Here is a 24,483-nt window from a genome sequence, read left to right on the forward strand (position 1 = left end):
GGGCCGCTCAGCGGATGCGGCCCGGGCGGGTTGGCTCGAACACGATCCGGCGGTGGTAGGCGCACCAGCTCTTGCCGTCGGTCACGGGCGCGCCGCAGCAGACCGCGCGGTCGTTCGGCTCGCCGATGATGTACTTGCACACGAAGGCGCCCGACTGCGCGAAAGGCACGCGCAGGTCGGCCGACGGCTCCTCGACGGTCTCGGCATCGCCGATCTGGGACATGCGGACGAGTTGATTCATGGTGTCGATCGGCTCAATAAGCATCCTGCTCGGTGGGTACGGAGGCCCCGGCAGACAGGGAGGGTGGAACGCCTTTCCGTCAGGCAGCGGCCCCGTCTCGCATCCGTAGGAGCGGCATCCGGGGCGCCATCTCGATGCCGGCCTCGACGGCCGACGCGATCAGCGTCATCATGTTGTCGTAACTGGGGTTACGGCAATTTAAAACAAGACCAGCCTGCATTGGCTGCATCGGACCACGGTGCGGGATGCGTAGCTCGCCGCAATCGCGCTCCGTATCGACTGGCATTCGCCAAGCCTGACGAAACCGTCCCAACGCTCCGCCGCGGCGGCGGCCCGGGGGTGTGCAAGCCGTTGCGACCTGTGGTTTGCTGCCGGCTTTCGCGAACAGAACCGGATCCGCCGACCATGGCCCATGCGCCCCTCGTGACCCCCGAATGGCTGCACGAGCGCCTCACCGCCCCCGACATCGTGGTGCTCGACGCCTCCTGGTACCTACCGGCCGCCGGCCGCGATCCCGAAGCCGAGTTCCGCGCGGCCCACATCCCCGGCGCGCGACGGTTCGACCTCGACGCCATGAGCGACACCGAATCGAGCCTGCCGCACATGCTGCCGTGCCCCGAGGTCTTCGCCGCGCGGATGCGGGCGCTCGGCATCGGCGACGGCATGCAGATCGTGGTCTATGACGGGCAGGGTCTGTTCTCGGCCCCGCGTGTCTGGTGGATGCTCAAGGCCTTCGGGGTGCGCGACGCCCTGGTGCTGGATGGCGGCCTCCCGGCGTGGATCGCGGCGGGCTATCCCACCGAGGACGGCGAGCCGCGCCCGCACGAGCGCCGGCACTTCACTGCCCGCCTCGACCACGGCGCGGTGGCGGAGGCCGACGACGTCGCCCGCGCCCTGGAGACCGGCTCGGCCCAGGTGGTCGATGCCCGCTCAGGCACGCGGTTCCGCGGCGAGGAGCCGGAGCCGCGACCGGGCGTACGGCCCGGGCACATGCCCGGTGCGCGCAACCTGCACTACGCAGCGCTGCAGCGCGACGGCCGCATGAAGAGCCCTGAGGAGCTGACGGGCGTGTTCGCGAAGAACGGCGTCGATCCGGACAAGCCGATCGTGACCACCTGCGGCTCGGGCGTGACTGCGGCGATCATCGCGCTGGCGCTGGAGACCATGGGCCGGCCGGTCCGCGGCCTCTACGACGGCTCCTGGTCGGAGTGGGGCGCCGATCCGGTGCGGCCCGTCGCGACCGGCGCTTGAGCGCGCCGCCTGATCGGCCTGTGTCGGTCCGGGGCATCGACGACAAACCCCGGACTGACGCAGTGGCGAGGCCGGGATCAACCTTGCCTGGCCTTACGCCGCCCGCACGGCGCGGCGCTTGTCGGCGGCGCTCCACTGCATCAGCCCCACCATGACCGCGATCGTTGCGACGTAGACGAGACCCTGCAGGGCGGTCGGCCTGTCGGTGTAGCCCACGAGGGCGTGCAGCACGCGACCCGGCCAGGACGTCTCGGCGATCACCCCGGAGCTGTTCCAGAGGGTGTGGCCGAGGACGTCCACCACCCCCGCATTGGCGAGGAACTGGGCAGCCTGCGCGGCGAGCCCCGCGGCCAGGAAGACGATCAGCACGCTCGTCACCGAGAACACGTAGCGGCTCGGGATCGAGGCGAGGCCGAGATAGGTCACCGCCGAGAGGAGCACGCCCGCCCCGATACCTGCGACGGCACCGAACTGGATGTCGGCGCCCGAGGTGCCCGAAGCCACGAGCCCGTAGAGGAACAGCACCAGCTCGGCGCCCTCACGCAGGATCGCGGCACCGATCACGATGGAGAGCGCCGCGGCCTCCCGCTCACCCGAGCGTACCGCCGCACCGGCGGCGCGCAACTCGCCCGCCAGTTCCTTCCCGTGCTTGCTCATCCAGGTGTTGTGCCAGACGAGGAGCAGCACCGCGACGATCAGAACCGCGGCATTGAGGATGTCCTGCCCGTTACCCTCGAAGGCGTCGGAGATCTTCTCGGCGAACAGGGCCACGAGGCCGGCGCCCCCAAGGCCGCCCGCGACACCGAGCAGGACCCAGCGCATCCGGCCCGGGATGCCGCGGGTCGCCGCCAGCACGATCGAGATGATGAGGCCCGCCTCGATAACCTCGCGGAAGGCGATGACGAAGGCGCCGATCATGGCGGTCTCCAAGACTTGCGAAGGGTTGCAACGCGTGGCGCGGACCGCGCTACCAGATCCAGAACAGGAGCACCCAGTTGGCTACCGAGACGGCAGCCGCACCGGCGATGCAGGCCGAGGCCGTCACCCGGCGGACTCCGCCGGCGCTGAGGCCGGCGACGCGCCAGGCGAGCCAGACGCTCCAGAGGCTCGCGCCGGCGAGCAAGGCCGCGCGGATCTCCGCCACATGGGGGACCACGATGCCGTCGCCGCGCAGGAACGTGACGGTCAGCGCCGACAGCCCCAGGAATACGCCGCAGCCCGCCACCGGGATCAGCGTCTGCGTCAGATGGTGGAAGCGCCGCAGAGACCAGCCTCCGAGGCACAGGGTCGCGAGCGCCACGATGCCGGACAGGACAAGCCCGAGGATCACCGTCGCGGCGCCGATGTAGGCGAGGAGCAGCGCGCCGTCGAGGAGGGTCAGGACGTCGTTGCGGTCGGGGTAGTTCGTGAGCACGAACCACGGCGCCGAAGCCTCCAGCGGCCAGGTCACGCCCCGGTCGATGAGCCAGGTGGCGGCCCATTGCTTGGCATCGACGTACCAGGGGCTCGACGACCACTGGAAGGCGCCCACCGCCAGCGCCAGCATCCCGAACAGGATCAGCATGGTCTGGTCGAGGCTCGGCTCGTCGCCGGCCACGTGCACGATCTCGTGGTTGGGCGAGCGCAGGGCGAGGCGCACCGCCCCGCGATGGCCGCTGCAGCGCCCGCACATGTGGCAGGCCCCCGAGCCGCGCATCGTCTTCACCGGCACGAGCGGGGCGCAGTTGAAGGACTCGGACCCGCGGGCCGGCTTGGGCGAGGCCGCCCAGGCCGCGCGATCGACCTGGAAGCTCACGGGGGCGAGCTTCGACAGGACCGCGAAGACGCCATTGACCGGGCAGAGATAGCGGCACCAGACCCGCTTGTTGCGCCCGTAGAGCAGGCCGACCCCGATCGCCGCCAGCGTCGAGCCACCCAGCACGGCGAGCACGGGCTTGGGGTAGCCGTAGACGCTGGTCATCTGCCCGTAGACCGTGGTGCCGGCGAAGGCCAGGAACGGCCAGCCCTGCCAGGTGATCCAGCGCGGCACGGCATAGCCGCGGCTCCAGCGGCTCGCGAACTCGCTCAGCGCCCCCTCGGGGCAGAGCACGCCGCACCAAGCCCGGCCGACCAGCACCATGCTCACCAGCACGAACGGCCACCAGATGCCCCAGAAGGCGAATTGCGCGGCGAGCGTCAGGTTGGTCCAGATGTGGGCGGCGTTGCCGGGGAGCGGCAGCAGCGCGGGCACGATCACCAGCACCGCATAGATGGCGACGATCAGCCACTGAACGGCGCGAATGATCCGGCCGCGGCGGCGCAGCCAGTCGCCGAAACGGGCGAGCCGCGCATCGATCACGTCCCGGCGCGATGTGACGGGAGCGAGGGAGAGGACGGCCGGCGCTGTCGTCGACGCGCTCATTTGGCCACCAAGGTCGCCTTCGCCTCGGGGTGGAAGTCGTCGAACACCTGGTAGGTGCCGGGATTGAGGGTTCGAAACACGATCGCCGAGGTCGAGCCGGCGGCGAGCGCCTTCTCGCGCTTGAGTTCCACGCTCTCGAACTCCACGGGCGTCTGACCGGTGTTGGAGATCTCCAGCTTGAACCGGACATTGGCCGGCACCTCGATCACCGCCGGAAGGATCACGCCGTCGCGCATCTCGACCTTGATCACCGGCATGTCATCCGCGCGCGCGCTCACTGTCGCGCAGACGAGGGCGATAAAGACAGTGACGGCGAGACGCGACGGACGAGACACGGAGATCTCCGGATTTCAGTAGGCGCCCTTCTTGCCGACGCCGGCGAAGGTGAAGTCCTGAGTGACGTCGAAGGGCTCGAACCAGGGGCCGACCCCCGTCTCCTTGTCGACGTGGCGGCCGAAATGGCTGTCCTTGCCGGGGGGCGCGACGGTGACCTTGAGGCGGTAGCGACCCGGGCCGAACAGCTTGACGTTGTCGCCGTAATGCGGCCCGTCGTTGGCGACCATCGGCATCAGCAGGCCGGCGACCTTCTGGTCGGTCAGCTTGTCGCCGTCGAGCTTCACCGCCTCGAAGCGCACATCGAGCGCCGGGACCCAGTCGCCCTCGGCAAAGCCGTTGCGATTGTCCTTGGCGGCACGGATGTCCGTCTCGAGATGGATATCCGACTGCGCAGCCTCGCGCATCATGCCGGCCGGTTCCATCTCGATCGGCTGGAGATAGACGGCGGCGACCTCGAGGCCGTTGCGGGTCACATGCGGGCCGATCGGCACCTCCTTGGCTGCAGCCGCACCCGCGAGCACCAAGAGGGAGGCCGCGGTGAGGCCGCGGAAAATCGGGACGTTCGAGGCGCGCATGGCTCCGCACATAATCCGTTGCGCGCGAAGTTCAAACAGGAATCACGCGCCCTCAAATAATAACAATTCTAATCTGAAATTCTTGGTCCGGTGCTGACACGTATTTCCGCACCCCGAGCCTGGATGCAGCCGAATATCCTGTACTCTGCGAAGATCTTTGACTCCTCTGTGACCTGCACGATCTTGACGGGTCGATTGAACTCGGATCGTCATGCCACCGCCATGGAGTCGGGCGAGAACGTGGCGCGGGACCGGACACGTCACACAGCATCTGCCGAGACAGCGTGCCGCGGCTTGCACGACGCACCGCGTCGTTATAGCAAGTGCTATACCTTGCCGTGAGTCGCATGAGATTCCGTCCCGCGCCCCTGGCCCGCGCCGCGGCCCTGATCCTGGCCGCGCCGCTGACTGCGCCCGCCGCGGCGGCGGACCTCGCGTCCGCGCGCCCGACGACGGGGGTCGCCTCGTACACGGACTGGTCCGGCGGCTATGTCGGCCTGGAGGGTAGTGCCGGCGGGTCCTACGGGGCGTACAATTTCGGCCCGACGGTGATCGGCGGCCGCCCCGTTCCCGCCTTCAGGAGCGGCGATTCCACCGGTCGCAGCGATCAGGGGCGGAACGCCACCACGGCGGCGGGCGGCCTCTTCGGCGGCTGGAACTGGCAGAACGGCCCATTGGTCTACGGCGTGGAAGCCAGTGTCGACGGAGCAAACCTGAAGCGGCCGGTGCCCTCGACGATCGCGGGCTTCGGCTATGCGGATACGGTTCCGGCCTTCAACATCGTGCGCGCCAAGACGGACCTGTACGGGACCCTGCGCGCCCGGCTCGGCTACAGCTTCGCGCGCTACCTGATCTACGGAAGCTTCGGTCTCGCGGGCGCCAACGCGCGCATCCTGGCGACCTATCCGGATCTCGACACCGGCGGCCAGAACACGGCGCGGCGGGACCTCGGCTATCTCGGCTTCACGCTCGGCGCGGGCGTGCAATACGCCATCAGCGATACGCTCGCGCTCGGGCTCGACTACCGCTACATCGACCTCGGCGGGAGCCGGCGCTTCCCGCTGGGCTTCGTGCCGGGAGCCGAGGGAGGTCCGGTCACGAGCCGGGCGAGCTTCACCTCGCACCAGATGTTCGCCCGGCTGATGTGGTTCCCGGACGGGCTGAAGGTGCCGCCCGAGCCGGAGGAGACCGCCCCGCACGATCCCGACAACGGCGACACCGGCCGGTTCTCGCTGCACGGCCAGACGACGCTGATCGCTCAAGGAGTGCCGGGCTTCCACGCGCCTTATGTCGGCGCACAGAGCCTGATCCCGCATCAAGCCCGGCAGACTACGACGGCCACGATCTTCCTCGGGCTGAAGCTCACCGACACGACTGAAGTCTACTATAACCCCGAATTCAGCCAGGGCTTCGGCCTGTCCCGCACGCTCGGCGTCGCGGGCTTCGTCAACGGTGAAGCGCAGAAGGCGGGCGCGCCGTTCCCGAAGCTCCGGTCGAACCGCTATTACGTGAAGCAGACGATCAATCTCGGCGGCGAGACGGTGGATGTGGCGGACGGGCCGAACCAGGTCGCGACCCGTTATGACGCGGAGCGGATCACGCTGATCGCCGGGAAATTCGCCCTGGGCGACTTCTTCGACGGCAACATCTACGCCCACGATCCGCGGGTGGACTTCTTCAACTGGTCGCTCTGGGCTTCTTCGGCCTGGGATTTCCCGGCGAACCTGCCCGGATTCACGCAGGGCGTGTACGCCGAGTACAATCGACCGGAATTCGCGATCCGCGCCGCCTACACGCAGGTCCCCAAGGAGCCGTCGAGCGACGTGCTCGATCCGCGGGTGTTCCGGCGCGCCGGGCTCAACGCCGAATTCGAGCAGCGCTACGTCCTGCCGGGTCTGGATCAGCCGGGCAAGCTGCGGCTCGGGTTCTTCTCGAATGTCGGCGTCTCGGCCAACAACCGCGAGGTCGTCACCCTGACGCAGCTCGGCCTCTTCGACGATATCAACGACGCCGTCGCGGCGACCCGGCGCCCCCGCCGCAAGACCGGCGGCTACATCAACCTGGAGCAGGCGCTCACGCCCGAACTCGGTCTGTTCGCCCGCGCCAGCCTGAACGACGGCCGCACCGAGAACATCTCCTTCACCGACATCGACCAGAGCTTCTCGGGCGGTCTGTCGCTGAAGGGCAAGGCCTGGGACCGGCCGGACGACACGATCGGCATCGGCGCGGCGATGAACGGGCTGTCGCCTTCGCACCGCGCCGCCTTCGCGGCCGGCTATTACGGGCTGCTGGTCGGGGACGGGAGGCTGAACTACGGCACCGAACGGGCGCTGGAGACCTACTATGCCCTGAACCTCACGAAGTTCGTGACCCTGACCTTCGACTACCAGTTCGTGAGCAACCCCGGCTACAACCGGGACCGCGGGCCGGCGCATTTCTTCGCCTCCCGGCTCCACGCGGATTTCTGACCGGCCTCACTCAGTCGGCCGGCTCGATCACCGTCTCGCCGAAGATCGCCTCGAACGCGGCGCGCAGCTGCATGTCGACCTCCGGCATGCTCACCGGGAGGCCGAGATCGACGAGGCTCGTCACCCCGTGCGCGCGCACGCCACAGGGCACGATCCCGTCGAAATGCGACAGGTCCGGCTCGACGTTCAGGCTGATGCCGTGGAAGCTGACCCAGCGGCGGACCCGGATGCCGATGGCGGCGATCTTGTCCTCGACGCCCGGCCCCTTCTCGGGACGGCGCACCCAGACGCCGACCCGGTCCTCGCGCCGTTCCGCACGGACGTTGAAGGCCGCCAGCGTGTCGATCAGCCACGCTTCCAGGCTCGCCACGTAGGCGCGCAGGTCGCGGCTGCGCCGGCCGAGGTCGAGCATCACGTAGGCGACCCGCTGGCCGGGGCCGTGGTAGGTGTACTGGCCGCCCCGCCCCGTGGCGTGGACCGGGAAGCGCCCGGGCGCCATGAGGTCCTCCGGCCGGGCCGACGTGCCCGCCGTATAGAGCGGCGGGTGCTCCAAGAGCCACACGCATTCGGGCGCCGCACCGCGGGCGATCCGCTCCGCGCGCGCCTCCATCCAGGCGACCGCCGCCTCGTAGCCGACCGGTGCATCACTCACCCGCCACGCCACGGAACCCGAGACCGGATCGGAGCCGGGCCGCTTCGGGAAGGCGTGCGGGCTGACCGTGAGGCGGGGCGCGTTTACCAAGGGTTCACCATCCTGCATCGATGGTCGAAGCCTTCAACATCCGCGGCCGGCGCTTGCAAGGCTTCGGCCGCGACACGGGATGGCGGATTGTGGCGGTCTTCGAGACCCTGAAGGTCGATCTGACGGTGGTGCTCGGCCGCGCGCGGATGCCGTTGCACCTGTTGCTGCGCATGGGCCGCGGCGCCGTGATCGAGTTGGAAGCCAGCGACAGCGACATGGTCGAGATCCTGGCCAACGACCACCCGATCGCCCGCGGGCAGATCGTCGTGACGGGCGACCGCATCTCCGTGGAGGTGACCGAACTGATCCGCAAGGCGGCGTCGATCGTCGAGCCGGGGGTCAGCATCGGCGAGGGGGCAGCGCCGTTCCTGGAGAGCGGGTACGATCCCGCGTGAGCGGGGCGCTTGTCGGCGGCGGAACGATCTGTTATCCGCTGCGCCGCCCGACGTAGTGACGGCCTCCGGGATCTCTCCCGCGGGTCGGATCGGTCGAGCGAGCGGACACGGATCGTCGCGTCCGATGCGGCCATGGCGGAATTGGTAGACGCGCTAGCTTGAGGTGCTAGTCCCGCGAGGGGTGGAGGTTCGAGTCCTCTTGGCCGCACCAACCTTTTCGGTTGGTGCTTGATCTCGGAAGGGGGTCCGCAGGCGCAGGCTTACGGTCCCGACCCAACAGATACCTGACCATCGCTGCGTGATTCCGCGTTCGGCCGGAAGGTCTGAGCGCGCAAACCTGTGCGTGCGCCGAGGTGACGGCGCAGAGACGCCTCACGGACTTCGTTCCACGGGCTAGGCCGCCGGCATGCCGGCTGGTTATCGGTGCCATGCACCGTCCCGGGGCGCGCTGCATTGACTTCGCAGTCGCACACCCGCATATCGGCACTGCAGCGTCAGCGGCCGCCATGGCCCGCTTGAGGGGGCTGCGTGACGGATCGGGCGCCTTCGGCGTGATCCGGCCCCCCTCTTCATAACGTGCATGCACCCGAGCCGCCCCATCACGCGGGTTGCTCTCTGCCAACGGACCGCTCCGAACACGGCGCCGCCTGCGAGAAGCGCGGGGTGCCCGGCCGGTCCTGCTGCATCGGATACATCCTTGACCCAATTCACCGATTTCGGCCTCGCCCAGCCCGTGCTGCGGGCGCTCAGCGAGGCTGGCTACGTCGCGCCAACCCCGATCCAGGCCCAGGCTATCCGGCCCGCCATGGAGGGCCGCGACCTCTGCGGTATCGCCCAGACCGGCACCGGCAAGACTGCGGCCTTCGCGCTGCCGATTCTGCACCGGCTCTCGCTCTCGGACCGCCGCGCTCCGCGCCGCGGCTGCCGGGTGCTGGTGCTCTCACCCACCCGCGAGCTCGCCAACCAGATCGCCGAATCCTTCTCCGATTACGGCCGCCACCTACCCTACACCAACACCGTGGTGTTCGGCGGCGTCACCATCGGCCGCCAAGAGCGGGCGCTGGCGCCGGGCGTCGACATCCTGGTCGCCACACCGGGCCGGCTGATCGACCTCGTTGATCGCCGTTCGCTGACGCTGGAGGGCGTCGAGATCCTCGTCCTCGACGAGGCCGACCAGATGCTCGACCTCGGCTTCATCCACGCCCTCAAGCGCATCGTGAAGATGCTGCCCGAGAAGCGCCAGAGCCTGTTCTTCTCGGCGACCATGCCGAAGAACATCGCGGGCCTCGCGAGCCAGTACCTCACCGATCCGGTGCAGGTCGCGGTGACCCCCGTCGCCACCACGGCCGAGCGGGTCGAGCAGCAGGTGATCTTCGTCCACACGGGCGCCAAGCAGGCGCTGCTGGGCCACATCCTGCGCGATCCGGCGATCGACCGCGTCCTGGTCTTCACCCGCACCAAGCACGGCGCGGACCGCGTGGTGCGCGGCCTCGACAAGGTCGGCATCGCGGCGGCGGCGATCCACGGCAACAAGAGCCAGCCGCAGCGCGAGCGGGCGCTCGCCGCCTTCAAGGACGGCTCCTGCCGGGTTCTGGTGGCCACCGACATCGCGGCCCGCGGCATCGACGTCGAGGGCGTGAGCCACGTGGTCAATTTCGACCTGCCGAACGTCCCGGAAAGCTACGTCCACCGGATCGGCCGGACCGCCCGGGCGGGTGCGGACGGGCTCGCCATCTCGTTCTGCAACGACGAGGAGAAGGCCTACCTGCGCGATATCGAGCGCATCACCCGGCAGAAGGTGCCGGTGGCGGGCTTCCCCGAGGGCTTCAGCCCGCCGTCGCGTCAGGAGGCGGCTGAGATCGCCCGCGAGGAGGAGCGCCGTCCCGAGCGTCAACAGCGTCCCGGTGGCGGCCGCCCGGGCCAGCGGCCCCGGCAGCAGCAGGGGCGTCCCCAGCAGGGTCGGCCGGAGGGCGGACGTGGCTTCGGCGGTCCCGGCGCGCCCCGGCAGGGCCGGCCTCAGGAAGGCCGTGCCGACGGCCGCGGTCACGCTCCGCAGGGCCGTGACGTCCGCGCGGACCGGCCCGCCCGGCCGCAGGGCGAGCGCCCGAACCAAGCTCGCCCGAATCGCGAGGGCCGGCCACAGCGCGCCGATGCCCGTCCGCGCGGCGGCGCCGGCGGCGAGGGCCGCAGCATCGGCTGGCTGGAGCGCGCACCCCGCTCCTAAGACTCATGCAAAGGCGCCCGGGACGATTACGTCTCGGGCGCCTTCTTGTGTGGGCAAGCCGACCCGGACGATCTCGCCGCGGCGCGGTCTCGCGCGCGCCGCGGTGAGGCGCAGGATGCGTCGCCACCAGGAGGTTGGTGTTCCCGCGTCGGCTGCCGAGGTCGCACGCTTCGCCCACCTGCTTGGCCATGCCCCGCGCAGCTACCGCGATTTCGCCAGCGAGGCCGGCCCTCGCCTGCGCGGGGCCTGACCGGACCGCCGGCGCGCCCCAGAGAGCCTGATTCCTGCCGGCTCCCACGCCGGAAGCGGATATCCGACGTGTTCGCCATCGCGCGCAGGAAGAGCCCGACCGGCCATCCTTTTCTCGCGGGCACCGCGACCCATCTCCTTCAAGAGATGGACAGGAGCCTGCACCATGCGGTTCGAACTCTACCGGGATGCGAAGGGCGAGTGGCGCTGGCGCCTGCGGGCGCGCAACGGCGAAGTGATCGCCGAATCGGGAGAGGGCTACATCCGCCGCGAGGATTGTGAGCACGGCATCGCCCTCGTGCGTCAGAGCGCCGAAGCCCGCATTGAGGACATGACCACGAAGATTGCCTGAGGGGCACACTGGGCGCGCTCAGGAGCGGCTCAAGACTCGATCAACCCTGTCCGAAACGCCGCAGCGGTTTCGCTGCAACGCTAGAGGTCGCCCGTGCGTTGCAGCGGTTCGGACCGGGCGGAGGCCCTCGCTTCCCGTGCGGTTCGGCGTCTGAGACGCAATCACACGAAGGGAGTCGAGACTGTGCTGAGGAAATTCCTGCTCGCGGCCCTGCTGGTGCTGGGCTTCGCGGCCGCGGCGCCGCAGGGAGCGTCCGCCGCGCCCGTCGGCCCGGGCCTCGCCCTGCCCGCCGACGCTGCCCCGGCGGTGGCCGAGAAGGCCCAGTACTACTACCGTCGTCACTTCTACGGTCCGCGGCCCTACTGGCGCCGCCCCTACTGGCGCCGCCGGTTCTATTACGGCCCGCGCCCCTATTGGCGCCGTCCCTACTGGCGCCGCCGGTTCTACTACTGAGCGGATCGCCAGTACGATCGGCCCGACGGCTCTCCCGAGCCGCCGGGCCTTTTTTCATGCTCTGATCCGGGGTGCGCGATCGGCGTCTGTGCTTTATTGTGCATGGCATGGGACGGGCGACGACAGATCGGCCCGCCCGGGAGGAGGCCCGATGAACGATATCGCGCAGCGCGCCGAGCACGCGGCGGCGCCGCGGGACCTCTGGCAATCGATCCCGCTCGAATGCATCCTGAGCGCGGCCGCCGTTCTGCTGGCGGCGGGCCTCAAGCTCGCCGGCCTCCTTTCCTGACGGCGCGCGAGACGAGCGGATGGACGCCATGCAGCATGTCGGACTCGCATCGACCGGGACGGCGCCGGCCGCAGAGGTCGACCTGCCCCGGGGCGACCTGACGGTGCGCACCATCGCCATGCCGGGCGACACGAACGCCAACGGCGACATCTTCGGCGGCTGGGTGCTCTCGCAGATGGACCAGGCCGGCGGCATCGCGGGGGTGGACCGGGCGCAGGGCCGGGTCGTCACCGTGGCGCTCGACGCCATGACCTTCATCCGGCCGGTCCGGGTGGGCGACGTGCTGTGCGTCTACACCCGGGTCTCACATGTGGGCCGGACCTCGATGAAGATCGAAGTCGAGGCTTGGGCGCGGCGCTTCTGCACCCAGGTCCGCGAGCGGGTGACGCAGGCCACCTTCACCTTCGTGGCCATCGACGAAGCCGGCCGCCCGCGGCCGATCCCGCCGGCGGTGCCCTCCCCCTCCGCGGTTACTTGATCACCGCGCAGGCGATCCGGTCGCCGGCGCCGCCGATGGGCTGGGTGGTGTGGTCGTCCTCGTTGGCGTGGATGACCAGCGCCGATCCGTCCCCGTCCCTGAGGCCGCCCTCGCCGTTGAGCGGCGTCTCGCTCGACACCTCGGCCTGGGCCGAGCCGTCCTGCGTCACGTAGAGATTCGGCAGATCGCCCTCGTCGGGGCCCTCCGGGTTGATCAGGCCGTGCTTGCTCTGGTCGTGGTTCACGTGGGCCTTGGAATTGAGGAATTTCGGGTCCGAGCAATCCCCCACGGCGTGGAAGTGCAGGCCGTGCCAGCCGGGCGGCAGGCCGCCGGGCTGGATCGCGATGCGCAGCACGAGGGCGTTGGCTCCGTCGCGGATCGCCATCGTGCCGATCGCGTCGCCCTTCGCGTTCTTGATCGGCGCCTCGTAGGTCTCGGCCGCCTTGGCGGCTTCCTTCGGAGGCTCCTGCGCGAGGGCGCCGCTCGCGGCGAAGGTCCCGAGCAATGCGAGCAGCGGCAGGGTACGGGTCATGCGGTGGCTCTCCATTCCGGCCCGGTCTAGGTAGGAAGCGCGGCGGCCTTCGACAGGGCCGCGCCTTCGAACCTCTGCCGCAGATCTGCCGGGACCCTACGAAGCCCTGATGACCCGAGACCGGCCCATACCGGATCGCACCGCGCCCGCAAACCGCGACCCGTCCACCCGGCGCGCCGACCTGTTCCTGGTAGAGCACGGCCATTTCGAGAGCCGGGCCCGGGCGCAGGCCGCGATCCGGGCCGGGCTGGTGCGCGTCGACGGGCGGCCGCTCACCCGCGCCTCCGAGCCGATCGCTCCGGGAGCCCGGGTCGAGGCCGCCGCCGAGCATCCCTATGCCTCCCGCGGCGGCCTCAAGCTCGCGGCGGCCCTCGACGCCTTCGGCCTCGACCCGGGCGGCCGCATCTGCCTCGACGTCGGCGCCTCCACGGGCGGCTTCACGGATGTGTTGCTCGGCCGCGGCGCGCACCATGTCTACGCGGTGGATGTGGGACGGGGGCAGCTCCACCCGCGCCTCGCCGTAGACCCGCGCGTGACGAACCTGGAGGGCACCGATATCCGCAGCCTCGACCCGGCGGCGCTCGCACCGCGCCCCGACCTCGCCAGCGTCGACGTGAGCTTCATCGGCCTGCGTCTCGTGCTGCCGACCCTGCCGGCGCTTCTGGCGCCCGGCGCGGCCCTCGTCGCGCTGATCAAGCCGCAATTCGAGGCCGGACGCGCGCGCGTCGGCCGCGGCGGCCTCGTGCGCGACCCGGCCGTCCACGCGGAGGTCTGCGCGGCGGTCCGCTCCGTGCTGGAGGGGCTCGGCGCCGCGATCCTGGGCTTGGTCGATTCGCCCGTGCCCGGGGGCGACGGCAATACCGAATTCCTGATCGGCGCGAGGCTGGCATGAGCGAGGCCGCCATGAACGAGACGGTCACGATCCGGGAGCTGGGCGCCCGTGGGGATGGCATCGCGGCGGACGGGACGCTCGTCCCGTACACGCTTCCGGGCGAGCGCGCGGCGATCCGCCGAGAGGGCCGGCGCGCCGAGCTGCTGGGCATCGAGCAGGCTTCCGTCGACCGGGTCGAGCCGTTCTGCCCCTATTTCCTGCGCTGTGGCGGCTGCCGCACGCAGCATCTCGCGCGGCAGGCCGAGCTCGCCTGGAAGCGCGGCCTCGTTGCGCAGGCTCTGTCGCAGGCGCGGCTCGACGTCGAGCCCGCCCCGACGATCAACGCGCACGGCGCCGGGCGCCGCCGCCTCACGCTGCACGTCCGGGAGATCGGCGGCCAAGCCCAGGCCGGGCTGATGGAGGCGCGCAGCCACGCGCTGGTGCCGATCGACCATTGCCCGATCACGGTGCCGGCGCTGCACCCGGCTCCGGAGGTTGCGCGGCGCCTCGCAGGGCCCCTCGGGCACGGGCGCAAGCCCCTCGACGTGGCCGTGACCGTCACCGACCAGGGCCTCGATGTCGACCTGCGCGGCCACGGGCCGATGAGCGCCGGCGTCGGCGCCGCCCTGGTACGGATCGCCGGCGAACTCGGCCTCGCCCGGCTCTCCCTCCACGGCGAGCGCCTGATGGAGGCAGAGCCGGTCTCAGTGACCGGCGGCGAGACCCGCCTTTACCCGGCCCCCGGAGGCTTCCTGCAGGCGACCGCGGCCGGGCAGGCCGTGCTCACCGAACTGACCCTCGCCGCCCTTGGTCCCCGCACGCGGCGCGTCGCGGACCTGTTCGCGGGTTGCGGGCCGCTCACCCTGGCGATGGCCCGGAGGGCGGCGGTCCACGCCGTCGAGGCCGATGCGGCCGCCCTGGCTGGCCTAGACCGGTCTGCCCGCCGCGCCACGGGTCTGCGCCAGATCACGAGCGAGCGCCGCGACCTGTTCCGCCGGCCCCTGCTCCCGACCGAGCTGAACGGCTTCGACGCGGTGGTGTTCGATCCACCCCGGGCCGGCGCGGAGGCGCAGGCCCGCCAGCTCGCCGCCTCGCGGGTGCCCCTCGTGATCGGCGTCGCCTGCGACGCCGGCACTTTCGCCCGGGACGCGGCGACGCTCGTGGCCGGCGGCTACCGCCTCGAGGCAGTCACGCCGGTGGACCAGTTCCGCCACTCGGGCCACGTAGAGATGGTCGGCGTGTTCCGGCGCGCGCCCGTGCGGCGCTTGTAAATCGCGCCCCCTGCGGCGAGACTTCACGTTCTCTCGACGACTGGAGGTCCCATGACCCGCGGATTCTCTCGCCCGCTGCTCCTGGCCGCACTGAGCCTCGCCCTCCCCGCCACGCTCGCCGCTCAGACCGTCGCCCCCGACCAGACCGGAACCGGGGGCGGTCCGACCTCGACGATCACGGCACCCAACACCAACAGCCTCGGCGTGACCAAACCGCCGGGCACGTCTCTGGGGCCCGGCGAGGTGCCCTCCCGCCAGGAGCAGCAGCGCGAGCGCGCGCTGACCGACAAGATCGATCGCAGCATCTGTGACGGCTGCAACTGATCGGATGCGGGGCTGACAGGTTCGGGGACGCATCCGTCGCCTTGTTCGAGCGGAGCGATCCACCTGCGCGGCGTTCCCGGCCGCGCAGCGCGGTGGGTCGCGATGTCACGGAAGCGTCAGAAAACGCCGCCACATCCGCGCCACAGCTTGCGTCGGGAGTCGCTGTGCCGGATGCGGGCTGAAGCCTGCGCCCCGCCGTGACCGTTCCGCATCCGAGACCCGTTCGTGATCTTCATCCACCAGCCCGCCGTCGGCGCCGGATCCACACTGCTTGAGCGCCGGGTCATCGATCTCCAGGACACGATTCCCGAGGACACCGTCTGGCTCGATCTGATCCGCCCGAGCCGCGAGGAGGAGCTCAAGGTCGAGTCGTTCGCCGGGATCGAGGTGCCGACCCGCGAGGAGATGAAGGACATCGAGCCCTCGGAACTGCTCTATGTCGAGGACGGCGCCCGCTACATGACCGGGCGCGTGCTCTCGAAGGTGAGCGACTCCGAGGAGCCGGGGCTGGCGGGCATCACCTTCATCCTGCGCGGCAACCGCCTCGTGACGGTGCGCCACGAGGAGCCGCAGGCCTTCCGGATGTACACGCAGCGGGCTGGCCGCTCGATGGGCAACGGCAGCAGTTCCGCCACCTCCGGCGAGACGATCCTGGCCGGTCTGATCGAGGCCGTGATCGACCGGGCCGCGGACGTGCTCCAGCTGCAGGGCGAGCGGATCGACCGCCTGTCCGGCAAGATCTTCGAGGTGCAGGAGGATCCCTCCGCCCGCAACACCGCCCTGCAGGACACCCTGCGCGCCCTGGGGCGGCACGGCGACCTCATTTCCAAGCAACGCGAGAGCCTCGTCTCAATGGAGCGGATCCTGCTCTCGCTCTCGGCGACGTATCGAACCAACAAAGCCCCCCGCGACCTGCGGGAAGACGTCCGCTCGACTCTGCGCGATCTTCAGTCGCTGGAGGAGCACGCGACCTTCCTGTCCACGAAGATTCAATTTCTACTTGATGCAACTCTGGGGCTCGTCAACCTAGAGCAGAACAACATCATCAAGCTGTTCTCGGTCATGGCCGTCGTATTCATGCCGCCGACCCTGATCGCCTCGATCTACGGCATGAACTTTAAGTCCATACCGGAACTAGAATTCCCGTATGGTTACCCGATGGCGCTGATCATGATGGTCGTCGCAGCCGTATTTCCCTACTTTTTCTTCCGCTGGAAGAAGTGGCTTTAACGACCAATTCTTTCCAACCCGCAGATGAAACGTTAACAGCTCCCTGGGAGATGGTCGGTTCTGGAAGCGCGGCCTGTCCGCGGCGACGGAACCTCCCATGCGACTCTCCCTCACGTTGGTCCTGTCCGGGGCGATCGGCCTGCTCGCGCTGGCCGGAGCCGGCCAGGGGATCATCAGCGTCGTTCGTCTGTCTCAGATCGAGCGGAACGCCACGCTGGTCTCACAGCAGGCGCTGCCCGCACAGAACCAAGCCGAAACCATCGGCATGGCCGTGCGCGACGCGCGTCTGAGGCTCTACCGGCTCGTGGTGGCGTCTCCGGACTTCGCAGCCCTGGACAAGAACCAGACGGCGCTCACCGACAGCCTCGCGGCCCTGTCGGAGCTGCGCCAGTCCTATCAGGACCGCTTGAGCAACCCGCAGGACCGGGAACTTTACGAGCGCTTCACCACCGCCTGGAACGCCTACCAGAACATCCAGCTTCAGGTGGTCGAGTTGATGATCGCGGGCGACAAGCCGGGCGCCCTCGCGCTGGTCCTAGACCCCGCTACCGGCGCCCAGAACGATGCCGCCGTGGAGAGCCTCGGCAAGGCGATCGCGTCGGCCCGCGTGCAGACCGAGGCGAACGTCGCCGCGACGGTGCGGGACGCGACCTCGGCCAAGCTTACCGCGATGGTGGCGACCGCCGCCTCCCTGGTGATTGCTGCGGCGGCGATGCTCTTCGCCGTGTTCGGCGTCGCGCGGCCGATCCGTCGCATGACCGGCGCGATGGGGCGCCTGGCCGAGGGCGACGAGTCCGTGCCGGTCCCGCATACGGGACGCGGCGACGAGATCGGCGCGATGGCGGCGGCCGTGCAGGTCTTCAAGGACAACCTGATCCGCACCCGCGCGCTGGAGCGGGAGACGGCCCTGGCCCGGGAGGGGGTGGAGGCTCAGCGGCGGCGCGCCGTTCACGCGATGGCCGAATCCTTCGAGGCCGCAATCGGCGGCGTGCTGGCACGGGTCGCCGACGCCGCCGTCGGGCTGCGGGCCGATGCCGAGGCGATGACCAGCACCGCCACCCACACGGCCGAGCGCTCGGCAACGGTTGCGGGCGCGGCGCAGGAGGCCGCCCAGCATGTCGGCACGGTGGCGGCGGCCGCGGAACAGCTCGGCGCCTCCGTCCAGGAGATCGGCCGTCAGGTGGACGGCTCCGCCGATCTCGCTCGGGTCGCGGTGGTCCAGGCCGGGGAAACCGCGAGCCTCGTGGAGGAACTGAGCGCGGCGGCGGGCCGGATCGGGGACGTCGTGCGGCTGATCTCCGACATCGCCGGCCAGACCAATCTGCTGGCGCTCAACGCCACCATCGAGGCCGCCCGGGCCGGGGAGGCTGGCCGCGGCTTCGCGGTGGTCGCCACCGAGGTGAAGGCGCTGGCTGAGCAGACCGCCAAGGCGACGCAGGAGATCGCCGGCCAAGTCGGCCGCATCCAAGGGGCGACGGGGCAGACGGTGGGCGCGATCGATGGGATCGCGGCGCGCATCCGTGAGATCGACGGCGTGGCGACTTCCATCGCGGCCGCGGTCGAGCAGCAGGGAGCCGCAACCCGGGAGATCGCCCGCAACGTCGCCGAGGCGGCAGCCGGAACCGGTGCGGTCACCGGCACGATCGACGACGTGGCGCGGGCCGCCGAGGAGACCGGCACCGCCGCCACGCGGATGCTCACCTCCGCGGCGAGCCTCTCCGCGCAATCCGCGGAGTTGCGCCGGGAGATCGACGCCTTCCTGGCGACGGTCCGGGCCGCGTGACGGCAGGGGCCTGACGCTCAGCCCGGGCTCGACAGCTTCATCAGCACGAGCCCGGAACCGATCAGGCAGGCCGCGAGGATCCGGCTGACGCTCGCCTGCTCCCCGAGCACGGCGATGCCGACCAGGAACGCGCCGACGGCACCGATGCCGGTCCAGATCGTGTAGGCGGTACCCAGGGGAAGCGTCCGCATGGCGAGCGCCAGGAAGCCGACGCTGCCCGCCATCGACACCGCGGTGATCGCCGTCGGCCACAGACGCGTGAAGCCGCCCGACTGCTTCATCGCGAAGGCCCAGACGACTTCCAGAATACCGGCACTGACGAGGTAGACCCAGGCCATGGCGGCCCTCCTGACAGGGCCGGGCCGTCCCGGACTTGTACCCCGTGCGCCGGGGGGAGGACGTGGCCTCGCGGGCGATCAGCTAAGGCCCCCGGGCTGCGCCCGCAAGCGCCGCGCGGTTTCGGAAATGGCCGCGCCCCGGCGAGCTGCGGTGACGCTGCCGGCGTACGGATCTACGGTCCAACACCCTCATCCTCCGATGCGTGCGCGCAGCGGACGCACCGGAGGCTTCCAAGGATCGTGCGCCTTATGAAAGGCTCCTTCGAGGCAGCTTCGCCGCACCCCAGGATGAGGGCGTTGGGTTGGATGAGCCGCCTCGTACCGGCTCTGCGTTCACGCCACCGCTGCGAGGTGCTTGACCTCCGTCTTGGCCACAACCTTGCCGACCGGCGGCGCCTTGCAGCCGGACTCGTCAGGAGCCAGGACCGGCGGCTGCACCCAGCGGCCGGCGTCGAGATCGGCGATCCGGCCGTTGATCTCGCGGATGACGTAGCGCGAGAACGGGTAGACGTGCAGGTACAGCACCATGTTGGTGACCACGGCCTCCAGGGCGGCCGGGTTGCGGCGGGCGGTCTCCAGGAACACGCTCCAGAAGTGCTTGGCGAGTTCCGGACGCCGCACGGTCATCCGCCAGCACACCCGGGCCAGCGACCAGAGGTCGTGGGCGACGTGCCGCCAATTGACCTTGTGCGCGGCGAATTTCGGCCGCTTCACCCGCCGCGCGACGACCCGAACCCGGTCGAAGAAGTTCGCCGGGTCATAGATCTCCTGAAGGACGTCCCGGTAATCGGCCAGCACGTCGCGCTGCGGCCGCAGGGTCACGAAGTTGAGGCCCTGCGTGCACTGGTCGCCTTGGTCGGCGGTGGTCAGGGCATAGTTCTCGTAGAGGCGACCCTCCTTGCGCAGGCGCCGCGACAGCTGCGTGTTCGGCAGCGCAAAGAGCAGGCCGACCATGGCGATCGGGATGCCGGTCTGGCTGATGCAGAGCGACATCGCCTTGCTGATGCTGTCCTTCTCGGTGTCGAAGCCGACGATGAAGCCGGCCGTGACGAACATACCGTTCTCGTACAGCTTGTGCACGCTGTCGGCGATGGACCGCTTGGTGTTCTGCTTCTTCTGGGTCTGGATAAGGGTCGCCTCGTCGGGCGTCTCGATCCCGGTAAACAGGGCGAAGAAGTTCGCGTCCCGCATCATCCCGAGCAGTTCCTCGTCGTCCGCGAGGTTCAGCGAGGCCTCGGTGGAGAACTTGAACGGGTAGCCGTGCGCCTCCTGCCACTTGATCAGGTGCGGCAGGAACAGCTTGATCGCCTTCTTGTTGCCGATCAGGTTGTCGTCGACGAAGTCGACATGGCCACGGTAGCCGAGGCTGTACAGCCGATCGAGTTCGGCCAGCATCTGCGGCGTGGTCTTGGTGCGCGGCGCGCGGCCGTAGAGCTCGATGATGTCGCAGAACTCGCAGGTGAACGGGCAGCCGCGCGAGAACTGGACGCCGATATAGAGGTAGTGGCTGAAGGTCAGGAGGTCGAAGCGCGGGATCGGGCTCTTGGTGACGTCCGCCTTGAACTTCTCGGCCGTGAAGCGGCCGCGGCGCTCACCCGCCTCCCAGGCGGCCACGAAGGTGTCGAGGATGCCCTCGGCCTCGCCCAGCACCAGGAAATCGGCCTTGTCGTAGACCTCGGGCGTCGAGGTCGGCGCGGGGCCGCCGACGCAGACCGGGGTGCCGAGCGCGACGCAGCGGTCGATGACGACGAGACAATCCGGCTCCTGAGGCAGCATGCCGCCGGTCATCACGAGGTCGGCCGCCTGGATCTCCGCGTCCGTGAGCTCCTCGCAGTTGCGATTGATCAGCTTCACCTGCCAGGCCGGCGGCAGCATCGCGGCCAGCGTGATCAGGCCGAGCGGGGGCGCGGGCGCGCGGGCGCCCTGCAGCTCCATGGCCTCTTTGAAGTTCCACATCGAGTTTTCGTAGAACTTCGGAAACACCATCAGCACGCGCGGGGCCGTGTTCGCATCCGACATGCCAGTTTCCCTCGTTCCACACGTGCCGCCCCGGCCCGATCGAGATTGAGCCGGGCACAGGATCGATCCCTGACCTGCGGGCGAATTGAGGCCGTTTTTCGCTCCCGCAGCAATTCGGATCGGCTGTCGCGACACGACGCCCGCTCGGGATCGATTAATCAAGGCCGTGGCGCGGCCCGGCTGCCGGGTCCGGTTCGATTGTCGCGACGCTGCGCCATTTCAGCGACAAGCGTGCGGCGCGGCCCCGTCACGGTCCGACCCGGAAACGCGCCGGCTGCGTCCCATCGGCATCGGTGAAACCGTAGACCCGGGCGAGGTCGCCCGCGTGCAGCACCGTGCCGGCACGGGCGGCGACGTCCGGGTCGGCGGCGAGCGCGGCGAGAGCCCGGCCGGCATAGAGGGGGCTCTCGGTGGCCTGTTCGTCCTGCCCGAGGTCGCGCGCCCGCTCGGTAGCGACGAAGCCCGGCGAGAGGCCGAGGGCGGTGACGCCGTGCGGCGCGAGCTCCCGGGCGAAGGCCAGGGCCAGCCGGTTGGTGGCGGCCTTGGCGGAATCGTAGAAGACATCGCCGAGGTACTCCTCGGTGCCGAAGGAGACCAGCGCGATCAGGCCCGCGCGTGCCGCCACCATGGGCGGGGCGACGGCGCGGGCGAGCAGCAGCGCAGGCAGGGGGCCACTCTGCAGGAAGCCGAGATACGGCTCGACCGAGCGGCGCCAGAACGGCGTGCCCCAGCCGGCCCCGTCCGGGTAGCGCTCGCCGTCATAGCCCTCGTTGCCGCCCCAGACGCTGCAGGCCGCCACGTCGATCCGGCCGAAGCGGCGCAGCACCCAATGCACCATCGTGTCGGTGGCGCGCTCAGAGCGGTGATCGCAGAGGTAATGGTGCCCGCGCCCGCCGGCGGCATCGACCAAGCGGGCGGTGTCCTCGATCGCCTCGGACCGCATCTCGGTGCGCGCACCGGTCTCGCTGGACCGGGCGGTGACGATCACCGTGGCCCCCGCCTCCCCCAAAGCCCGGGCGAGACCCCGCCCGACGCCCCGTGAGGCGCCCGCCACGAGGCAGATCTTCTGCGACAGGTCGGGCGTGCTCACGCCGAGGAGGCGGGTTTCGACCGCGACAGGAAGGCGGCGAGGCGCTCCTGCGATTCCGGCGAGCGCAGCTGCGCGTCGAACGCCTCGGCCTCCGCCTCAAGCGCGGCCTCGACCCGCGCCTGGTCGCCCCGGATCAGCGCGCGCGACGCCGTCAGCGCCCCGCGCGGCAGGGCGGCGAGCCGCGTGGCCTCGGCGATCGCCTGCTCCAGCATCATGTCGGCCGGCAGAACGGCGTTGACGAGGCCCAGCGCCTGCGCCTCGTCGGCGTCGAGCGGTCGCGACAGGAGGAGCAGCTCGGTCGCCTTCAGCCGGCCGACCCGCAGGGGCAGCAGGTAGCTCGACGCCGCCTCCGGCACGAGGCCGAGTTCCACGAAGGGCATGCGCAGCCGCGCCGCCGGGCTCGCGTAGACGAGGTCGCAATGCAGGCACAGGGTCGCGCCGATGCCCACGGCGATCCCGTCGACCGCCGCTACCATGGGGGTGCGCGTCCGGGCGAGCTGGCGGATGAAAGCGAGCGCCGGCGAGCCGCTGAACCCGTCTCCGGCGTGGCCCATGAAGTCCGCGAGGTCGTTGCCGGCGCTGAAGATCCCCGGCTGCCCGGCGAACACCACGGCGCCGATCCGGTCCGCCGCGTCGGCCTCCGCCAGGGCCTCACGCATGGCGTCGTACATCGCGCCCGTGAGCGCGTTCTTCTTCTCCGGGCGGTTCAGGGTGATCAGGCGGACGCCGCCTCCGAGATCCGTGATCGCGACCGTGTCGGCCATGTGGATCCCCTCAAACCGCCAGTGCCAGCGCGGCGTCGTCCGTGAAGGCGCCGCCCGCCACCACGCTCTGCTCCAGGCCGCCGGCCGCCGTCAGCAAGTTCTCGGCGTAGAACCGGGCGAGCGCGATGCGGGCGGCATGGGCCGGATCGGTCTCCCCGGCCTTCAGGGCGGCGCTCGCGGCGAGCGCGCTCCGGGCGAGGCAGGCGCCGCCGAGGGCCAGGCCGAACAGGCGCAGATACGGGGTCGCCCCGGCGAGCGCCGCCTCCGGGCGGTTGGAGGCGAGCGCGGCGAGCTGGTGGCTGGTCGCCCGGTCGAGGCTGCCGATCCCGTCCCGCAGCCGCGCCGCCATGTGGCCGAAGGCGGGATCGGACGCCTTGAGCAGGCCCTCCGCGGCTCGGCGCATCCAGGCGATCTGCGACCGGGCGGTGGCGCCGCCGTTCAGCGGCAGCTTGCGGGCGGTGAGGTCGATGGCCTGGATGCCGTTGGTGCCCTCGTAGATGCCGAGGATGCGGGCATCGCGCATGAGTTGCGCCGCGCCGGTCTCCTCCACGAAGCCCATGCCCCCATGGACCTGAACGCCCAGCGAGGTCACCTCGTTGGCGAGATCCGTGGAGAAGGCCTTCGCCACCGGCGTCAGCAGGGAGGCGCGGTCGAGGGCCACCTGTCCCTCCGGCCCCTTCGCCGCGTCGAGAGCGGCGGCGGTGAGATAGCAGATGCCACGCGCCGCGGCGGTGTAGGCCTTCATGGTGAGCAGCATGCGCTGCACGTCCGGATGCGCGATGATCGGGCTCGTCGCCTCGCCGCCGCCGACGGCCCGGCCCTGCCGGCGCTCCTGCGCGTAGGCGAGCGCCCGCTGCGTCGCGGCCTCGGCGATGCCGACGCCCTGCAGGCCGACACCGAGCCGCGCCGCGTTCATCATCGTGAACATGCAGGCGAGGCCCTTGTTCTCCTGCCCGATCAGCCAGCCCGTGGCGCCGCCGTGGTCGCCGAAGGCCATGGAGCAGGTCGGGGAGGCGTGGATGCCGAGCTTGTGCTCGATCCCGGAACAGCGCAGGTCGTTGCGGGAGCCGTCCGGCAGCACCTTCGGGACGAGGAACAGGGAGATGCCCCGGGTGCCGGCGGGAGCATCGGGCAGCCGCGCCAGCACGAGGTGGACGATGTTGTCCGAGAGATCGTGCTCGCCGTAGGTGATGTAGATCTTCGAGCCGGTGATCCGGTAGGTGCCGTCGCCCGCGGGCTCGGCCCGGCTCCGCAGCAGGGCGAGGTCGGAGCCGGCCTGCGGCTCGGTCAGGTTCATGGTCGCGGGCCATTCCCCCGAGACGAGTTTCTCGAGGTAGCGCGTCTTCAGCTCGTCGGAGCCGTGGGCCGCCAGGGCCTCGATGCCGCCCTGGGTCAGGAGCGGGCAGAGGCCGAAGGCGAGGTTGGCGCCGTTCCACATCTCCGTGCAGGCGGCCTCGATCAGCTTCGGCAGGCCCTGACCGCCGCAATCGGCCTCAGCCGAGAGCCCGTTCCAGCCGCCCTCCGTGAAGGTCCGGTAGGCTTCCCGCCAGCCCGGCGGGGTGGTGACGCGCCCGTCGGCGAAGGGCGTGCCGTGCCGGTCGCCGGTGCGGTTGAGCGGCGCGATCACCGCGCCGGCGATCCGCCCGGCCTCGGTCAGGATCGCCTCGGCATCCTCGGGATCGACCGCATCGAGCCCGGCCACGTGCCGAAGGGTGAACAGCATCTCGGCGACCGGGGCCCGGTAACTCATACGATCCTCCCTCGTCTCGATCCGCCCGTTCGATCCGGGACCGGTTTGACCGCGCCC

Annotated in this window: 27 protein-coding genes and 1 tRNA gene; 15 read left to right on the forward strand and 13 right to left on the reverse strand. The window is 70.3% G+C overall.

The genetic code is table 11. From position 1 onward, the window contains the following. Positions 1-7: 7 nt before the first annotated feature. Entirely contained in the window at positions 8-241 is a 234-nt protein-coding gene (locus ACYCO6_RS28650; RefSeq protein ID WP_459765674.1) for a GcrA family cell cycle regulator, read from the reverse strand. A 79-nt stretch (positions 242-320) separates the two neighbouring features. Next, positions 321-527, reverse strand: a complete 207-nt coding sequence (locus ACYCO6_RS28655) for a hypothetical protein (protein ID WP_459765676.1) — start codon at positions 525-527, stop codon at positions 321-323. 119 nt (positions 528-646) lie between these two features. Between ACYCO6_RS28655 and sseA the strand changes: the two genes are divergently transcribed. Continuing rightward, the gene (gene sseA / locus ACYCO6_RS28660; protein ID WP_459765678.1) at positions 647-1,492 is read left to right on the forward strand and encodes a 3-mercaptopyruvate sulfurtransferase; all 846 of its coding nucleotides are present in this window, start codon (positions 647-649) and stop codon (positions 1,490-1,492) included. Positions 1,493-1,585: 93 nt separating this feature from the next. Here the strand turns inward: sseA and ACYCO6_RS28665 are convergent, their stop codons facing one another. Genes ACYCO6_RS28665 through ACYCO6_RS28680 form a run of 4 tightly spaced genes read right to left on the reverse strand, consistent with a single transcriptional unit; the run spans position 1,586 to position 4,804 of the window. After that, the gene (locus ACYCO6_RS28665) at positions 1,586-2,410 is read right to left on the reverse strand and encodes an FTR1 family iron permease (protein WP_459765680.1); all 825 of its coding nucleotides are present in this window, start codon (positions 2,408-2,410) and stop codon (positions 1,586-1,588) included. A 49-nt stretch (positions 2,411-2,459) separates the two neighbouring features. After that, positions 2,460-3,893: a 4Fe-4S binding protein gene (locus ACYCO6_RS28670; protein WP_459765682.1), complete on the reverse strand. Its 1,434-nt coding sequence runs from the start codon at positions 3,891-3,893 to the stop codon at positions 2,460-2,462. Further along, complete coding sequence (locus ACYCO6_RS28675) at positions 3,890-4,228, reverse strand: cupredoxin domain-containing protein (protein WP_459765684.1); 339 nt, start codon at positions 4,226-4,228, stop codon at positions 3,890-3,892. The genes ACYCO6_RS28670 and ACYCO6_RS28675 overlap by 4 nt, the downstream gene beginning before the upstream one ends. 15 nt (positions 4,229-4,243) lie before the next feature. Next, a complete protein-coding gene (locus ACYCO6_RS28680) occupies positions 4,244-4,804 on the reverse strand; it encodes an iron transporter (RefSeq protein ID WP_459765686.1) in 561 nt (186 codons plus the stop codon). 347 nt (positions 4,805-5,151) lie between these two features. Between ACYCO6_RS28680 and ACYCO6_RS28685 the strand changes: the two genes are divergently transcribed. Continuing rightward, positions 5,152-7,272: a carbohydrate porin gene (locus ACYCO6_RS28685; protein WP_459765688.1), complete on the forward strand. Its 2,121-nt coding sequence runs from the start codon at positions 5,152-5,154 to the stop codon at positions 7,270-7,272. 10 nt (positions 7,273-7,282) lie between these two features. Here the strand turns inward: ACYCO6_RS28685 and lipB are convergent, their stop codons facing one another. Beyond that, the gene (lipB, locus tag ACYCO6_RS28690; protein ID WP_459765690.1) at positions 7,283-8,014 is read right to left on the reverse strand and encodes a lipoyl(octanoyl) transferase LipB; all 732 of its coding nucleotides are present in this window, start codon (positions 8,012-8,014) and stop codon (positions 7,283-7,285) included. 89 nt (positions 8,015-8,103) lie between these two features. Here lipB and ACYCO6_RS28695 point away from each other — a divergent pair, with 89 nt between their 5' ends. The 8 genes from ACYCO6_RS28695 to ACYCO6_RS28730 all read left to right on the forward strand — a co-directional run bounded on the left by ACYCO6_RS28695 (position 8,104) and on the right by ACYCO6_RS28730 (position 12,454). Next, on the forward strand, positions 8,104-8,409 hold the full coding sequence (locus tag ACYCO6_RS28695) for a FliM/FliN family flagellar motor switch protein (RefSeq protein ID WP_459773769.1): 306 nt from the start codon (positions 8,104-8,106) through the stop codon (positions 8,407-8,409). Positions 8,410-8,535: 126 nt separating this feature from the next. Further along, a tRNA-Leu gene (locus ACYCO6_RS28700) sits at positions 8,536-8,620 on the forward strand. Between the two features lie 486 nt (positions 8,621-9,106). Next, complete coding sequence (locus ACYCO6_RS28705; RefSeq protein WP_459765692.1) at positions 9,107-10,633, forward strand: DEAD/DEAH box helicase; 1,527 nt, start codon at positions 9,107-9,109, stop codon at positions 10,631-10,633. Positions 10,634-10,748: 115 nt separating this feature from the next. Continuing rightward, complete coding sequence (locus ACYCO6_RS28710; protein WP_459765695.1) at positions 10,749-10,883, forward strand: hypothetical protein; 135 nt, start codon at positions 10,749-10,751, stop codon at positions 10,881-10,883. Positions 10,884-11,048: 165 nt separating this feature from the next. After that, positions 11,049-11,234 carry a YegP family protein gene (locus ACYCO6_RS28715; RefSeq protein ID WP_091721601.1) on the forward strand — a complete coding sequence of 62 codons (186 nt, stop codon included), beginning with the start codon at positions 11,049-11,051 and terminating at the stop codon, positions 11,232-11,234. Between the two features lie 183 nt (positions 11,235-11,417). After that, positions 11,418-11,687 (forward strand): hypothetical protein, encoded by a 270-nt coding sequence (locus tag ACYCO6_RS28720; RefSeq protein WP_459765697.1) that lies wholly within the window; start codon positions 11,418-11,420, stop codon positions 11,685-11,687. A 151-nt stretch (positions 11,688-11,838) separates the two neighbouring features. Further along, entirely contained in the window at positions 11,839-11,976 is a 138-nt protein-coding gene (locus ACYCO6_RS28725) for a hypothetical protein (protein ID WP_459765699.1), read from the forward strand. Between the two features lie 28 nt (positions 11,977-12,004). Then, positions 12,005-12,454 carry an acyl-CoA thioesterase gene (locus ACYCO6_RS28730; RefSeq protein ID WP_459773770.1) on the forward strand — a complete coding sequence of 150 codons (450 nt, stop codon included), beginning with the start codon at positions 12,005-12,007 and terminating at the stop codon, positions 12,452-12,454. Here ACYCO6_RS28730 and ACYCO6_RS28735 read toward each other — a convergent pair. Next, the gene (locus ACYCO6_RS28735) at positions 12,447-12,986 is read right to left on the reverse strand and encodes a superoxide dismutase family protein (RefSeq protein WP_459765701.1); all 540 of its coding nucleotides are present in this window, start codon (positions 12,984-12,986) and stop codon (positions 12,447-12,449) included. The genes ACYCO6_RS28730 and ACYCO6_RS28735 overlap by 8 nt on opposite strands. 109 nt (positions 12,987-13,095) lie before the next feature. Between ACYCO6_RS28735 and ACYCO6_RS28740 the strand changes: the two genes are divergently transcribed. The 5 genes from ACYCO6_RS28740 (at position 13,096) to ACYCO6_RS28760 (ending at position 18,465) form a co-directional block, all read left to right on the forward strand. Then, positions 13,096-13,878, forward strand: coding sequence for a TlyA family RNA methyltransferase (locus ACYCO6_RS28740; protein ID WP_459765703.1), 783 nt, complete (start codon positions 13,096-13,098; stop codon positions 13,876-13,878). Continuing rightward, positions 13,875-15,128 (forward strand): class I SAM-dependent RNA methyltransferase, encoded by a 1,254-nt coding sequence (locus ACYCO6_RS28745; protein WP_459765705.1) that lies wholly within the window; start codon positions 13,875-13,877, stop codon positions 15,126-15,128. The genes ACYCO6_RS28740 and ACYCO6_RS28745 overlap by 4 nt, the downstream gene beginning before the upstream one ends. A gap of 51 nt (positions 15,129-15,179) precedes the next feature. Next, positions 15,180-15,452, forward strand: a complete 273-nt coding sequence (locus ACYCO6_RS28750; protein ID WP_459765707.1) for a hypothetical protein — start codon at positions 15,180-15,182, stop codon at positions 15,450-15,452. Between the two features lie 225 nt (positions 15,453-15,677). Next, a complete protein-coding gene (locus tag ACYCO6_RS28755; protein ID WP_459765709.1) occupies positions 15,678-16,682 on the forward strand; it encodes a magnesium transporter CorA family protein in 1,005 nt (334 codons plus the stop codon). Positions 16,683-16,779: 97 nt separating this feature from the next. Next, positions 16,780-18,465, forward strand: a complete 1,686-nt coding sequence (locus tag ACYCO6_RS28760) for a methyl-accepting chemotaxis protein (protein WP_459765711.1) — start codon at positions 16,780-16,782, stop codon at positions 18,463-18,465. 17 nt (positions 18,466-18,482) lie between these two features. Here the strand turns inward: ACYCO6_RS28760 and ACYCO6_RS28765 are convergent, their stop codons facing one another. The 5 genes from ACYCO6_RS28765 to ACYCO6_RS28785 form a co-directional block, all read right to left on the reverse strand. Continuing rightward, complete coding sequence (locus ACYCO6_RS28765) at positions 18,483-18,803, reverse strand: DMT family transporter (RefSeq protein ID WP_459765713.1); 321 nt, start codon at positions 18,801-18,803, stop codon at positions 18,483-18,485. A gap of 333 nt (positions 18,804-19,136) precedes the next feature. Then, positions 19,137-20,822 carry a B12-binding domain-containing radical SAM protein gene (locus ACYCO6_RS28770; RefSeq protein WP_459765715.1) on the reverse strand — a complete coding sequence of 562 codons (1,686 nt, stop codon included), beginning with the start codon at positions 20,820-20,822 and terminating at the stop codon, positions 19,137-19,139. 247 nt (positions 20,823-21,069) lie between these two features. Beyond that, a complete protein-coding gene (locus ACYCO6_RS28775; protein WP_459773772.1) occupies positions 21,070-21,876 on the reverse strand; it encodes an SDR family NAD(P)-dependent oxidoreductase in 807 nt (268 codons plus the stop codon). 32 nt (positions 21,877-21,908) lie between these two features. Continuing rightward, positions 21,909-22,676, reverse strand: a complete 768-nt coding sequence (locus tag ACYCO6_RS28780) for an enoyl-CoA hydratase-related protein (RefSeq protein ID WP_459765717.1) — start codon at positions 22,674-22,676, stop codon at positions 21,909-21,911. Between the two features lie 10 nt (positions 22,677-22,686). Beyond that, positions 22,687-24,426 carry an acyl-CoA dehydrogenase gene (locus ACYCO6_RS28785; RefSeq protein ID WP_459765720.1) on the reverse strand — a complete coding sequence of 580 codons (1,740 nt, stop codon included), beginning with the start codon at positions 24,424-24,426 and terminating at the stop codon, positions 22,687-22,689. Between the last annotated feature and the right edge of the window lie 57 nt (positions 24,427-24,483).

This window comes from Methylobacterium sp. CM6257 (assembly GCF_054611515.1).